9 protein-coding genes are annotated in these 13,527 nt (G+C 65.7%); 8 read left to right on the top strand and 1 reads right to left on the bottom strand.

Annotation, left to right across the window (positions count from 1 at the left end):
- Position 1: 1 nt before the first annotated feature.
- The 8 genes from AC1DG4_RS02440 to AC1DG4_RS02475 all read left to right on the top strand — a co-directional run bounded on the left by AC1DG4_RS02440 (position 2) and on the right by AC1DG4_RS02475 (position 12,927).
- A complete protein-coding gene (locus tag AC1DG4_RS02440; RefSeq protein WP_477375449.1) occupies positions 2 to 2,464 on the top strand; it encodes a polysaccharide lyase 8 family protein in 2,463 nt (820 codons plus the stop codon).
- 474 nt (positions 2,465 to 2,938) lie between these two features.
- The gene (locus AC1DG4_RS02445) at positions 2,939 to 4,099 is read left to right on the top strand and encodes a glycosyltransferase (RefSeq protein WP_477377304.1); all 1,161 of its coding nucleotides are present in this window, start codon (positions 2,939 to 2,941) and stop codon (positions 4,097 to 4,099) included.
- Positions 4,100 to 4,104: 5 nt separating this feature from the next.
- Entirely contained in the window at positions 4,105 to 5,352 is a 1,248-nt protein-coding gene (locus AC1DG4_RS02450) for a glycosyltransferase family 4 protein (protein WP_477375451.1), read from the top strand.
- Positions 5,353 to 5,972: 620 nt separating this feature from the next.
- Positions 5,973 to 8,522 (top strand): Z1 domain-containing protein, encoded by a 2,550-nt coding sequence (locus tag AC1DG4_RS02455; RefSeq protein ID WP_477375453.1) that lies wholly within the window; start codon positions 5,973 to 5,975, stop codon positions 8,520 to 8,522.
- Positions 8,523 to 8,545: 23 nt separating this feature from the next.
- On the top strand, positions 8,546 to 9,490 hold the full coding sequence (locus AC1DG4_RS02460; protein ID WP_477377306.1) for a PD-(D/E)XK motif protein: 945 nt from the start codon (positions 8,546 to 8,548) through the stop codon (positions 9,488 to 9,490).
- Complete coding sequence (locus AC1DG4_RS02465) at positions 9,487 to 11,328, top strand: hypothetical protein (protein WP_477375455.1); 1,842 nt, start codon at positions 9,487 to 9,489, stop codon at positions 11,326 to 11,328. Before AC1DG4_RS02460 ends, AC1DG4_RS02465 begins: the two co-directional genes overlap by 4 nt.
- The gene (locus AC1DG4_RS02470) at positions 11,318 to 12,199 is read left to right on the top strand and encodes a hypothetical protein (RefSeq protein ID WP_477375457.1); all 882 of its coding nucleotides are present in this window, start codon (positions 11,318 to 11,320) and stop codon (positions 12,197 to 12,199) included. The genes AC1DG4_RS02465 and AC1DG4_RS02470 overlap by 11 nt, the downstream gene beginning before the upstream one ends.
- Complete coding sequence (locus AC1DG4_RS02475; protein WP_477375459.1) at positions 12,196 to 12,927, top strand: DUF6339 family protein; 732 nt, start codon at positions 12,196 to 12,198, stop codon at positions 12,925 to 12,927. The genes AC1DG4_RS02470 and AC1DG4_RS02475 overlap by 4 nt, the downstream gene beginning before the upstream one ends.
- A gap of 106 nt (positions 12,928 to 13,033) precedes the next feature.
- Here the strand turns inward: AC1DG4_RS02475 and AC1DG4_RS02480 are convergent, their stop codons facing one another.
- Positions 13,034 to 13,495: a very short patch repair endonuclease gene (locus tag AC1DG4_RS02480; protein ID WP_477375461.1), complete on the bottom strand. Its 462-nt coding sequence runs from the start codon at positions 13,493 to 13,495 to the stop codon at positions 13,034 to 13,036.
- Positions 13,496 to 13,527: the final 32 nt, after the last annotated feature.

A 13,527-nucleotide genomic window follows, 5' to 3' on the forward strand; every position in this document is an offset into this window, starting at 1 on the left:
GATGTCCCCCCTCGAAATGAACCGCCGCGCTCTGCTCGGACTGCTCGGAGCAGGCGCTCTCGTCGCCGTCGCGGGCGAATCCGCGAGCGCCCGCACCCTGCCCGGGAGCGTCCGCACCGCGGCCGACGATCCGCTCGCGGTGCTCATCCAGCGCCGCACGATCATGCTCGCCGGCGACGGCAGTGCGGCGTCCGTTCCCGAGCTCGCCGGCGTGCTGAGCGCGATGAGCGACGCGGCGACCGCGTCGTGGAACGCGATGGTGCGCCCCGCAGCGTCCCCTGGGATCTGGAGCGACCTCCCGCTCGCAGGCGTGACCGGCACCGTTCTGTCCGGGAACATGGGCGTCACCTTCAACCGCATCTTCGACCTCGCGCTCGCCTACGCCACCGCGGGGTGCGCGCAGCACGGCGATGCCGCGCTCGCTGCCGACCTCGTGGACGCCCTGAGCTGGCTCAGCGCGAACGTCTACAAAGCGGGCAAGTCCGCGGTCGGCAACTGGTGGTTCTGGGAGATCGGCGTGCCTCGCAAGGCGGCCGACATCTGCATCCTGCTGCACGAGGTGGTTCCGGCCGACGTGCGCACCGCGCTCCTGGCCGCCGCGCGGTACTTCACGCCGGATCCGAACTGGCGAGGCCGCGGCACGAGCCTCGCCGAGACGGGCGCGAACCGCACCGACAAGGCGCTGTCCTGCGCACTGCGCGGGATCCTCGATGGGCGTCCGGACGAGATCGCGCTCGCTCGAGACGCCCTCAGCGACACGGTGCGCGCGGGGAAGAACAGCGTGTTCGGCTACGTCACGAGCGGCGATGGCTTCTACGTCGACGGATCCTTCGTGCAGCACACGTACCTGCCCTACGTCGGTACCTACGGCGTCGTCACGCTGGGCGGTATCGCCGAGATCCTGGGGCTCCTCGGTGGGAGCGACTGGGACGTGACGGATCCGAAGAAGTCCGTGGTCCTCGACGCCGTGGAGGCCGCCTACGCGCCGTTCATCTGGAACGGCCGCATGATGGAGGCCGTGCGCGGACGCGCCGTGTCCCGGCAGGCCGAGCCCGATTACGTCGACGGCGCCGCCGCGATCACCGCGATCCTGCTGCTCGCCCGGGGCGCGGGCGACTCGTACCGCCCGCGCTATCTCTCGCTCGTGAAGGGCTGGCTGCAGCGCTGCACCGATGAGAAGCTCTACGGCCTGCCCACGCAGACCGTGGCGAAATCGCTGCTCGTGACCTCGATCCTCGGCGATGACACGGTCGCCCCGGCCGACGCGCCTGTCTACACGAGGGCGTTCGGCGACCAGGACCGCCTCGTGCACCATCGCCCCGGCTTCAGTACCGTGGTCAACCTCTCCTCCAAGCGGATCGGCCGCTACGAGTGGGGCAACCGCGAGAACAACGTCGGCTGGTACCAGGGCGACGGGCTGACCTTCTTCTACAGCGCGGCGGATCCGGCCCAGTACAGCGCCGACTTCTGGCCGACGATCGATCCGTACCGGCTGCCGGGCACGACGGTCACGGCGGCGCCGAGGGCGAACGGCGCGACGGATGGCACGGGCATCCCGCGCGCGTTCCAGGCGTTCGGGGGCGGCCTCGCGCTCGACGAGCGCTGGGGGATCCAGGGCATGGACCACCTGAACTTCGACAAGTCGCTCAGTGCGCGCAAGTCGTGGTTCTTCCTCGACGACAAGGTCGTGTGCCTGGGATCCGCGATCGCGTCGACGTCGGGCTACGACGTGTTCACCACGATCGACAACCGCTCGTTCGCGCCGGGAACCGTGCCGAACGTGCGCACCGACAACCGCAATCGCGTGCTCGCCGCGGCTGACGGGGCGGTGACGGTCAAGCGCAACGTGCACATCATGGGCCACGGCGGATACGTCTTCCTGAAGGGCGAGAACGTCTCCGGTGCGATCGACGTGCAGGTCGTGCCGCGCTCCGGCGACTGGCAGACCATCAACTCCGGATCCGACACGGGCGGCACGACCGACGTCAAGAACCGCGAATACGTCACGGTGACGCACCACCACGGCACGAACCCGTCCGGCGGGGGCTACGCCTACATGGTGCTGCCGAACGTGGCGCACTCCGTCACGTTCACGGAGTCGGATGCGCCCACCGTCGAGGTGCTGGCGAACAACGCGCAGGCGCAGGTGATCCGGGTGGCCGGCCAGGGCCTCGTCCTCGCGAACTTCTTCCAGGCGACGCCGAACGGCACGACGCCGTCTTACGGCGTGACGGTCGGCGGGCCGTGCTCGGTCGCCGTGCGCACCGACGCGGGGCGCACCACGGTCGCGCTGTCGGATCCGAGCCGCACGCAGGCGACCGCGCGGGTCGTGCTCGCCGGCGTCGCGGAGTCGACCGTGGTCGAGAGCGACGACGGGGTGCGGGTCGTCAGCACGTCGCCGCTCACCCTGGAGTTCGACCTCGACGGGCACGGGCACGCGAAGAGGATCGTTCTCGGCGCCTGAGGGGCATCGGGGCGGCGTGGTTCGCGCCGCCCCGCGACCGTTCTCAGGATGGATTTGCTGGATCCGCGGGAAATCGGCCAGGTCGACCGCGGAAGCGGGATCCATCCTGAGAACGGTACGTCGCCCCGCCCGTCCGCCCGTTCGCCCGCCCGTTCGCCCGCCCCGCAGGCAGCCGCCCCGCAGGCGGCCACCCGCGGCCCTGAGCGGCCATCCGGATCCGCCTCCCTCGGATCCCCAGCCCCCTCGGGTAGAGTGGCCAGCGCCCGATCCAGGCCATCTCCGCGGGGTTCGAGCGGCCGATGTGCTTCGACAAGCTCAGCAACCGGTCGCCGGCGCCGCGGCCCAGCAAAAGGCAGCAATCACGTGACTTCCCCCGGCGACCATCGCCCCTCGGACAGCCCCGACACCGCAGCGAACGCCCCGGCCGAGCCCGCGTCCGTCCCGGCCGAGCCCGCCGCGGCGGCGCCTCGCCCGCTGCGGATCGTCATCGGCGCGGACACCTTCGCTCCCGACGTGAACGGAGCCGCCCGGTTCACCGAGCGTCTCGCCGCCGGCCTCGTGCAGCGCGGCCACGACGTGCACGTCGTCGCCCCCAACCAGGCGTACCGCACGGCGAAGCCCCGCATCGAGGTGATCGAGGGCGAGGCGATGACCCTGCACCGGCTGCCTTCGGTGCGCTGGGCGCCCCACGACTGGCTGCGCTTCGTGTGGCCGTGGCGCTCGAAGCACTACGCCCGCACCGTGCTCGACGAGGTGCAGCCGGACGTGGTGCACATCCAGTCGCACATCGTGATCGGACGCGGTCTTGCGCGGATCGCGCACGAGCGCGGCATTCCGGTGATCGCCACGAACCACGTCATGGCGGAGAACATCCTCGACCACACCACGATGCCCAAGTTCATCGACGACATCGTGCTCCGCTTCGCCTGGGCCGACGCGAGCCGCACGTTCGCGCTCACGCGCGCCGTGACCACGCCGACCCGTCGTGCGGCCGACTTCCTCGAGCGCACGATCGACGTCGAGGGCGTCATCCCGATCAGCTGCGGGATCGACCGTACGCAGTACACGCCGGTCATCGGTCCGCGGCAGAAGAACCGCATCGTGTTCGTCGGCCGCCTGACCGCCGAGAAGCAGGTCGAGGTCATCCTCAAGGCGATGACCAAGCTGGATCCGGCTCTCGACGTGACCTTCGACATCGTCGGCGGCGGGGACCAGCGCAAGCAGCTCGAGTCGCTCGCCCAGCAGCTCGGCCTGCAGGATCGCGTGACCTTCCACGGCCGCACGACCGATGCCGAGCTGCGCGGGCTGCTCAGCCGCGCGTCGCTGTTCGTGATCGCCTCGATCGCCGAGCTGCAGTCGATCGCGACCATGGAAGCCATGGCGTCGGCGCTGCCGATCGTTGCGGCCGACGCCGTCGCGCTGCCCCACCTCGTGCACGACGGCGAGAACGGCTACCTCTTCGAACCCGGCAACGCCAATGAGCTGGCCGCGCGGTTGACCGACGTGCTCACCGCGGATCCGGCCGAGTACGAGCGCATGCAGCGCGCCTCGCTCGACGGCGTCGTCGTTCACGACATCAACCGCACGCTGGACACCTTCGAGGCGCTGTACCGCGACGAGCCGCTGCCGGAGTAGCCCGGATGCACATCGTCTTCTTCGGCGACCAGCACGCCGAGTCGCTGGGCGGGGCGCAGGTCTCGATGCGGCTGCAGCGGAAGTACCTGGAGCGGGCGGGTCACACCGTCACGATCGTCGCGCCGCGGATGCACGCCGCCCTTCGACCCGCGCAGGGGTCGGCGGGGTTCGCCGGGGCCGAGGCCGGGGCCGGGGGCGACCCGGGATATGTCGACCTTCCGTCGATCCCGATCACGGCCGACCGCGAGTACTCGCTGACCTGGCCGGGGCGGCGCACCGACCGCTTCCTGGACCGAGCGCTCACGCGCCGTCCGCCGGTCGATCTCGTGCACGTGCAGGCCGACTTCTGGGGCGCCTACATCGGACACCGCTTCGCGCACCGGCACGGCATCCCCGCTGTACACACGATGCACAACCGCGTGGACGTCGGCATCGCCGCCGTGACGCCGCTGCACACGCCCGTGCTCGGGGCGCTGAACCTGTGGCGGCGTACGGCCCTCCGAGGCGTCGGGGCCCAGCCGCGCGGCGCCGACGGCTGGGCGTATCTGGCCGGGATCGCCGCGGAGTCGCGTGCCGTGACTGCGCCGTCGGGGCACTTCGCGCGCCGGCTCGAACAGCACGGGGTCTTCGGATCCGTGGACGTGATCTGGAACGGCATCGACGACGAGGTGCGCGAGCAGGTGCTCGCCGCCGCGCCCGTGGAACGCGTCCCTGGCCGGCCGCGGTTCATCTGGCTCGGCCGGATGAGCCCGGAGAAGCGGCTGCTGCCGTTCTTGGAGGCCGTCGTCGCGAGCGACGTGGACGCGGACATCGAGATCGTCGGCGGCGGGGGAGAGCGGCGTGCCGCCGAGCGGATCGCCGCGCGCGCGGGGCGTCCTGGCATCCGCTTCGCGGGACGGATCGGCTACGCCGACGTGCTCGGCCGGATCGCTGCGGCCGACGCGGTGGTGCAGACCTCGATCGGGTTCGAGACCCAGGGGATGACGCCGTTCGAGGCCGCGACCCTCGGCACCCCGACGATCGTGAACGATCCCGACATCGCCGGCGAGCTTCGCGGCGGGCTGTGGGCCGTGCCCGCCGCTTTGGATGAGCCTGTCCGAGTTGCCGCGCTCGCCGAGACGCTTCGCCTCGCCGCGTCCGAGATCGCAGCCGGGCGTGCTCCGGAGCCGGATCCGCAGGTCGCTGCAGACTTCCGGCAGTCGTCCCGGACTGCGGCGATGCTCGAGGTCTATGAGCGGGCTATCTCGGGCTGAGAACGGGGAACGAGAGCCAAATACGGCGCCCGTGCTGGGGTCGACGTCTCCCACTCGTAGCCTGGTTTTGGAAGAACATGAGTCCACCCCGGACAGGCCGCGTGTTCTGACCGAGTCGGCCAGCCACGCCCGCATCCCAGTAGGCTGCATGTCGTGGCCGATAGGCAGATCTTGCGAGCATGGGTGGTCGAGTCTTTGCGCACGCTGCATGGCAGCGGGACCATAGTCGAAGTTTGCCGACACGTATGGCAGGTGCACGAGCACGAGCTGCGAAGCTCGGGCGATCTTTTCTTCACGTGGCAGTACGACATCCGGTGGGCGGCCCAGTATCTCCGAAATAACGGGTACCTGCACTCCGTCGAGGGCGACCGGCGTGCTCCTTGGGAGCTCGCGGGCAAAGGCTGGGAAGCAGATCTGGCTAAGTTGGCGATCGATAGCAACGTCAAGACGAGGGACCAGCCTGGCTGACGGACCTCAGTGGCACGCGCTCCCCTGAGGCCTCGTTGTTAGCAGGCCAGCCGGTGATTGTCCGACCTGGCCACCGCGCCGCTCAGATGTCTGCGCCCGAGTGCCATATTCTCTGACCAACGAGGGCGAAGGGCAGGCCATTGGATTTTCAGATGTATCCCGTGTTCGCGGATTGGGCGAACCGGTACGGCGTCGATGCGGCTGTTGACAAATTCAAAGGTGCAATGCCGCAACACGCGGAGCAGTATGCGGCTTATTTCGCCGATCAGGTTGCGAACATCGAGAGCGGCGGGCCAGCGATCCTGAAGGCTGGCGGTGCGGCGTGGTACGCCGGCCCAACGGCTGAGGCGATCTACTGGAACCCCCTGAAAGAAGCCTTCATCGGGTCCGGCTTCAAGACGAGCGTGGTCGAAGACGTGGACCAATCCTCTAACAAGGTCGTCGCACACACCCCCAAGCCGAGTGACGCGCGATTTGATGGTAAGGGTCTAGTCGTCGGTTACGTGCAGAGCGGCAAAACGACGAACTTCACGTCAGTCATCGCGAAGCTCGCTGACCAGGAGTATCGATTCATCATCGTGCTCGCGGGTGTACACAACGGGCTCCGAAAGCAAACGCAAGCGAGGTTGTCTGCTCAACTGCACGCCCCCAATGCCACGCATTGGCACCTTCTCACTGACGAGAATGGTGACTTTCTGCAGCCACCGAGTCCCCCCGTCTCCGTCTTCAGCAGTCAACGCACGGTGCTGGCGGTCATCAAGAAGAACGCTCGTGTCCTCCAGCGCCTCATCTCCTGGCTGGATACGGAGTCAGGACGGTCGCGGCTTGCGCAAATGCGGGTTCTGATCATTGATGACGAGGCGGATCAGGCGTCGGTCGCGACGCCGTCCATCAACCCGAAGATCAGAAAGCTCCTCGAGCTCACCCCGCGCCACACATACATCGGCTACACGGCGACTCCGTTCGCGAACGTTTTCATTGACCCCAACTCGGATGACCTGTATCCAAAATCGTTCATCCTCAATCTCCCGCGGCCTGAGGGCTACTTCGGCCCCGAAGCGATCTTTGGGAACGAACTTCCGCCTGACGATCCGAAGAGCGACGACGGGTATGACATGATCCGGATCGTTCCCGCATCAGAAATACCACTCCTTCGTCCAAGAAATCGAGCGGATGCCGTTTCCTTCACGCCCGCCATTACCCCGGAGCTGCGCAACGCGTTGCTCTGGTTCTGGCTGGCAACGGCAGCGCGGCGCGCTCGTGGTGACGCGAACGCTCACAGCACGATGCTGATCCACACGGCGATTCCAATTGCGGTGCATGAGGCTTTCAAGCTGCCCATCACCAACCTTCGCGATGAAGTCCTAGCGGACCTCTCGAACCCCGACGCGCAGATCCGCGCCGAACTTCGGGCGCTCTGGGACGCGGAGTCTCCCCGCGTTCCGTCAACAGCCTGGGGCCGTGCGCAGAACCGGTTCGAGGATGTGGAAGGGTTCGTCGTTGAGGTCGTAGTAAGCACGAATGTCATCCTTGACAACTCGAGGAGCGACGAACGACTCATATATGACCCCGATGAGCCGACAGTGGCCATTGCGATCGGCGGGAACACGCTCTCGCGTGGGCTCACGCTCGAAGGCCTCGTCGTCTCATTCTTTGTGCGCTCTGCGAACACCTACGACACCCTCATGCAGATGGGCAGATGGTTCGGTTACCGCACGGGCTATGAAGACCTTCCCCGAATCTGGATGACACAAGAACTGCGGCACTACTTTCGACATCTGGTAACGGTCGAACGCGAAATGCGTGAAGACATTGAGCACTACCAGCGTCAGGATTTGACCCCCCTCGATGCGGCCGTGAGAATCCGGACGCACCCAAGTTTGCGGATCACCGCCAAGATGGGCGCGGCCTCACCGCAGTACGTCTCATTCGCTGGCCGGCGCCTCTACACGCGGTATTTCAAACCCCAGGACGAATCGTGGCTCACAGCGAACGTTGTGGCCACATCGGAACTCCTCGAGACCTCGAGCGTCGCCCCATCTGAGCGGAACGGTCGTGCCACCCTTTTCCATCAAGTGCCCTGGACTGCGATCACGCGTTTCCTTGCCCAGTACGAGGTGCACGAAGACTCCCCTGACCTGGATCGCAAGCTGATGGTGAAGTTCATCCAGGAGCAGGCGCTCGGTACCCCAGCGGCATTGGACCGATGGACGGTCGCCGTGGTCGAGGGAGCGAATCCCGAGGGCACGTTCGACCCGCTGAGCCTCGGCGGTCGGGACTGGAATCCGGTGATTCGTGCACGGCTGCCCGGCGACGCCGAGAAAGCCGACATCAAGAACGTGATGAATAAGGGAGATCGGGGGCTAGATCTCGGGCGCACCACTAGGGAGCTCGACCTCATGAGCGAACAAGAGCTGATCTCGCTGCGCGACCACCATGGCACGCGCAGCGATCAGGGATTGCTAGTGATCTATCCGATCGATGCCAAGAGCGAGCCTCAAACGGAAAGGTCGAAGGAATCCCGCCGTTCCCTGGACGCAGTCGCTCCGGTTGTGGGCATCGGAATCGTCTTCCCTGGAGCACCTGAAGAGCGCAAGCAAATGAGGGCGGAGAAGGTGTCGGTCGATCTGTCTGATGTGACGCCGGAAGATTCTTCGGCATACGAGGAGGACTTCGAAGGGACATCGGAGGGCGTGAGTTGAGCGCCACCTCGGATGGCCGGCAATTGCTCGCTGGCTCCTGGCATGCGTTCGGTGACCGCCCCGAAGTGGGCATGTCCTCGCTTCCGTTGGAGCGATATCGCAATCTAGGCGCCCGGATCGCTGTCGACCCCGATCGCAACAGACACCTTCTCGTCCCGACCGGACTTCCGCATCGTGCCTGGACCGAGATCGCGTCGCCAGTCAGAGACTGCGTTCGAATCCTGACTTTTGGAGACTCTGCGTGCACGTACCTGGACGTCAGGTGCGATGAGAGTCAGCTTTTCGACGTGTTCGACGAGCTCATCGTCGACGTACTCGATGCCGTACCGGACGCACCTGATCCTGGCGAGAGCGTTGATGCTGCTCTTGCTCGCTGGCGAGCGATGTTCCGCGCGATCGCAGGAAACAAGTTCGGGCGTGCGCGGCGTTTCGGCCTCTTTGCTGAGCTTCTTGTCCTCGAACAGGCCCTGTCGAATTCGGGTTCCGGTGCTCTCCAGTCTTGGACCGGACCGTCTGGCGGCTCGCATGACTTTGAGTTCCCTCGGGCATGCCTCGAGGTGAAAGCAGCCGGAGCTGAGTCGGCCACCATAACCATCCATGGGTTCGCCCAGCTGGATCAACATCGCGACGTCCCGTTGGAGTTGATGGTCTACATCCTCGCCGAGTCCGCGGGAGGCCGCACGATCGGTGAACTGGTCAGCGCCATTGAGGCGGAACTGGGGAGCGGTGCTCTGCGAGTCCATCTGGCAAGGCTCGGCTACGGCACCTCAACGCTTGATGAGCGCCTTTCCGTGGTCGACAGCTTTGCGGTGCGCATCGATGGGAGCATCCCTGCACTCTCGAGTCGTACTGTTGCAGCTGAGGTCCGGGACCAGATCCGACGTGTCGACTACGATCTGTCGGTCGCAGATCTCAGCCTGCTAAGGGACGCGCGTTCGACCGCCGCGGTCGTTTCGGGCGCGGCATGAACGCCGCGTGGAAGTCACAGCGCTTCGATGCCGAGGGTTCGACTACTGCGTCGGGCATTCTCAGACAGCTCGGGCGTCCAAGCCTCGACGAGTTCACCATCCTTGTTCGCGAGGCCGCCCAGAACAGTTGGGATGCACGCCGTGGAGACTCGGACGTGCACTTCGCGATTCGCGTCGAGCGGCTGGGAGATCGTGCGGCGATATGGCGCGAGCTACTACTTCCCGGGCCGCCAGCGCTTTCGATCGAGGGGTTTGAGAATGCGCTCAGCCCGGATTCGTGCATCCTCGTGGTCTCTGATCGGGGTACTCAGGGGCTCAGCGGGCCTGTGCGTGCAACGGAACGACCCGCCCCCGATGAACGCAATGACTTCGTTCAGTTTCTTCGCAATGTGGGTGAGCCGCGGGACACGGAGCTCGGTGGAGGAACGTACGGCTTCGGTAAGGGGATCTTCTATCGCACGAGCTCAGTCCGCACCATCTTGGCGGATTCGCGGATCAAGCGGGGCGACTATTTTGAAGAGCGCTTCATGGGTGCAGCGCTCGGAAGCGATTACTACGACGCGGCTGATGAGCGATTCACGGGGCGCCACTGGTGGGGTCACATCACCGATGACATTGTCGATCCGATTACGGGCTTTGCCGCCGCGGAGATGGCAGCGGCGCTTGGGCTTCCTGCGTTTGACGCGGACCAGACAGGAACAAACATCGTCATACTGGGCGCCGATCTTGCCCTCGTCGCCGAGACTGGAGCGCCGGGATTCCCAGACACCGAGACGCTCGGCGGCCACCTCGCGTCGGCGATGTTATGGAACCTCTGGCCGAAGTTCCGCGCAACGTCGCCGGACGCCGAACACGCGATGACCTTCTCCGTCCATGTCGAGGGAGCAGAGCTGGCGATCCCTTCGCCGCTCGATGTGCCAGCCCTTAAGCCGTTCGTCGAGGCGTTCCGCTCCCTGAATGGTGGATCGATGCGCAGCTACCGGCGATCTACGCCGCCGCGCATTCACTGCGGAGATGTCGCGGTGGGTGTGGGACTCGCGCCCGCCAGTGAACCCGCGGTCGTCCACTCCGCTCGCCCTTTCGACGGCGCGCCACGCCACGTCGCGCGTATGCGACAGGCCGGGCTCATTGTCGACTACGTCGAGGGTCCAAGTCACCCTGACGCGTTGTTCTGCTACGCGGGAGTGTTTCGTTCGTCGGTTGAGGCCGATTCCTACTTCGCAGAAGCTGAACCCCCGACACACGACCGATGGAACCCGGAAGGTCTGGGCCGTGAGGCGCGCTTGGTCGTACAGGGGGCCCTCCGTTTCATTCGAGACGACCTCACGAGGCGATTCGGAACGCAGCCGACATCCGGCGCACACAGTTCGCAGGGGCTGGGGAATGGGTCGCGAAGGCTGTCGGGTCTCGTTGCGGGAGTCAACGCGACGGGAGCGGACCCTGTGGGAGCTGATCCGCGTGCAGGAGGCGGGCGGATGGGTGGGGCGAGCGGGATCGTCCCTGCGCGACTCGTCGGAGATCCATGGGTGGCGCCTTACGGTGAAGCTCTCGCAATCTTCTCCAAGGTGAGAGTTGAAGTGCCGGCTGTGCTGGCGTCGGTCAAAGCATGCATCGATGTTGTGCTAGACGGCGGTGGGCGCGAAGGGGAACCCCCTCCCGGAGCGTCGAGTCCTCGCGTAATCCGGTGGCTGGCGGCGAATACTCGAGGAGTTGTCCGCGATGGCGACGTCCTCGAGGATTTCGGGGGCCTGCAGGATTGGATCGTTGTCGCAGAATTTTGCGACGACGCGGTAACGAGACTTCGGCTCGAGTTGGTAGGGGCATCAGATGGCACGTGACGTCTGGCCTTTCCGTCGCGCAGGCAGCGCGTCGCTCGAATTCCAGCCGTGGCATCTGAGCGGCTCGGATCCGGTTCTGCTTCCCGGATATCTCGAGGGCTGGGATCCGCTCACGGACGTCCACCTGGATCGGGTCGTTCGCTGCGACCTGCACGCACTCAAGTCAGAAGCCGGACTGGCGGCGACCGACGAGCTCATCCTCAGCGTCAGTTGGGTGAACCGACAGTCGTTCATGACCGAGTCCATATACCGCGCAAGTCTTGGCAGCGACCAACTCGTCCGGGTCGCGCTGCCGGCAACTCGCCTCGGCGGATCCATCACGCTGCGAACGACCGTTGCCGTCGCCGCCACTGATCTCAACCGACCGCTGGGAGTGGCGCGCTGGGCGGGCTCAGTCCTCGCTAGTCACGAGCAGGTGGTGATGCTCGAAGGCACCGGGCCGATGTTTCCCCTCGCGGAGGTCGACTTCGCCGCCATGGTGTATCCGCCGGAAGCTAGTTGGGTACTTCAACTTCCCGATGATCTATCGCTCCCTGTGCTCGGGGCTGTCCTCCTCCTCGTCAATTCACGCGACGGCGAGCTGATTTCCGCGTTAGCAGCTAGCAAGCCGGACACCCGTCAAACGGCCATTCTGGAGAACCTCGAGGGACAGGTCGCTTCCTTCTTGATCGAACACGCAGCTGCCTTGCGGGCCGAGCTGGAGGCGGAAGTCTGGTCCGAACAGTCGGTAGGGGAGTTCCTGATCAGGTATCTGGCCATCGGCTCGACCCGCGGTCTCCTCGGCCTCGTCGGCGGCGCCGATCGCGGGTTGCTCTCTTCAGGGCTTGAGGCGGCGGCGCGGGCCGAAGGATTCGGCCGGAGGTTCTCTTGACCATCCTTTACCCGAGGCTGCCCCGTGCCGAGGCCCAGCGACTGTTTACATCTGTCGCGGAGTTGTCACCTTCCCGAAGTCACCACGGCCAGATCTTCGCGCCCGTAGGTGGACAAAGGGCGACCGCGGAGCTCGTGGGCAAGTTGTCAGACCGTGTGCGCGACCTAGCGGGGGACTTTGGCTTCCCCAATCCGCTCGCGCCAGCAGACCGGTTGCCCTTCGATCGCCGATCGGCGACGCTCTTGGTCGACTCGATGGACATCTCCTGGAGCGAGGCTGCCGCTCATGACCTCTGGTCCTTTCTTGCTCTCGTTGTTCTGCCAGATGTCACTCGATGGCGCTTCGGCGAGAGCAATGTCGAGCGTTGGATTGCCAGCGATCTGACGCGTCACACTTGGGCCAGGGTGTGGTGGCGAGGCACCGTATTTGCGTCGCGCCCAGATCTTCTGGAACGATTGACCGAAAGTGACTTGAATCAGATCCTCGAACGCAGAGTCGTCGGCGGAGATCCTCGCTTGGTCACAGGACTTGCACAAGCAGTGCTCGAGTTCGAGGCAAGACGACCGGGCCACCGTCGCGCACTAATTCGAGACGCTGCCGGCCGATTGAGGCGCCGCCTTGCGTTCATTGATGCTCGGGCGCTCGAGGACTCAGATGCGCTCGAGCTGTGCCGTGAGCTCGTGGCCGAAGCGGGACGGTATTTGCCGAGTGAGCTGGAAGCAGAGTGAGCGGCTAGCTATATGTGGCCTGATCACCGGTGCGGAAGTGACGACTCGCTGACCTCTCGAGACGCTTCGTTTAGGTCTGGGTCGCGGACGACCGGTTCCCATAGCGTTACCGGCGGTGTGGCAAGACAGCGGTGGCCACAGCAGCGGCCACCCGGTCGGGGTCGGCGCGGACCTCATGCTCCCAAAACCTCAACGGCGTCCAGCCGTTAGACCGCAGCTGCTCATCTGTCTCGATGTCACGCTCACGATTCCGTAGTAGCTTCGCGAGCCAGAAGTCACCGTTCCTTAAGGGAGCTTGATAGTGCTCGGGACATCCGTGCCAGAAGCACCCGTCGATGAAGACCGCGATCTTCGCTCGGGTGAACACGATGTCGGCGGTCCGCCGTACGGTGACAACTGGTCGGACTGACACGCGATAGCGGAGGCCGAGAGCGTGGAGACGACGACGGACGGCGAGCTCCGGTGAGGTGTCGCGCCCGCGGTTCGACTGCATAGATGCGCGTGTGCCGGGCGTGCTCGCCCAGGATTCGCTACGACGACGTGGCGTCGCGGACTCGCCAGCTGCCATCCCTCCATCCCTCCGTGTCAACAGTAGATTGG

It is taken from the genome of Microbacterium sp. 05N427 (assembly GCF_056397105.1).

What these genes read in the sequence shown, in the direction of transcription:
- AC1DG4_RS02440 (WP_477375449.1), top strand. Translation starts at nt 2, where the DNA reads ATGTCCCCCCTCGAAATGAACCGCCGCGCTCTGCTCGGACTGCTCGGA.
- AC1DG4_RS02450 (WP_477375451.1), top strand. Translation starts at nt 4,105, where the DNA reads ATGCACATCGTCTTCTTCGGCGACCAGCACGCCGAGTCGCTGGGCGGG.
- AC1DG4_RS02455 (WP_477375453.1), top strand. Translation starts at nt 5,973, where the DNA reads ATGTATCCCGTGTTCGCGGATTGGGCGAACCGGTACGGCGTCGATGCG.
- AC1DG4_RS02465 (WP_477375455.1), top strand. Translation starts at nt 9,487, where the DNA reads ATGAACGCCGCGTGGAAGTCACAGCGCTTCGATGCCGAGGGTTCGACT.
- AC1DG4_RS02470 (WP_477375457.1), top strand. Translation starts at nt 11,318, where the DNA reads ATGGCACGTGACGTCTGGCCTTTCCGTCGCGCAGGCAGCGCGTCGCTC.
- AC1DG4_RS02480 (WP_477375461.1), bottom strand. Translation starts at nt 13,495, where the DNA reads ATGGCAGCTGGCGAGTCCGCGACGCCACGTCGTCGTAGCGAATCCTGG.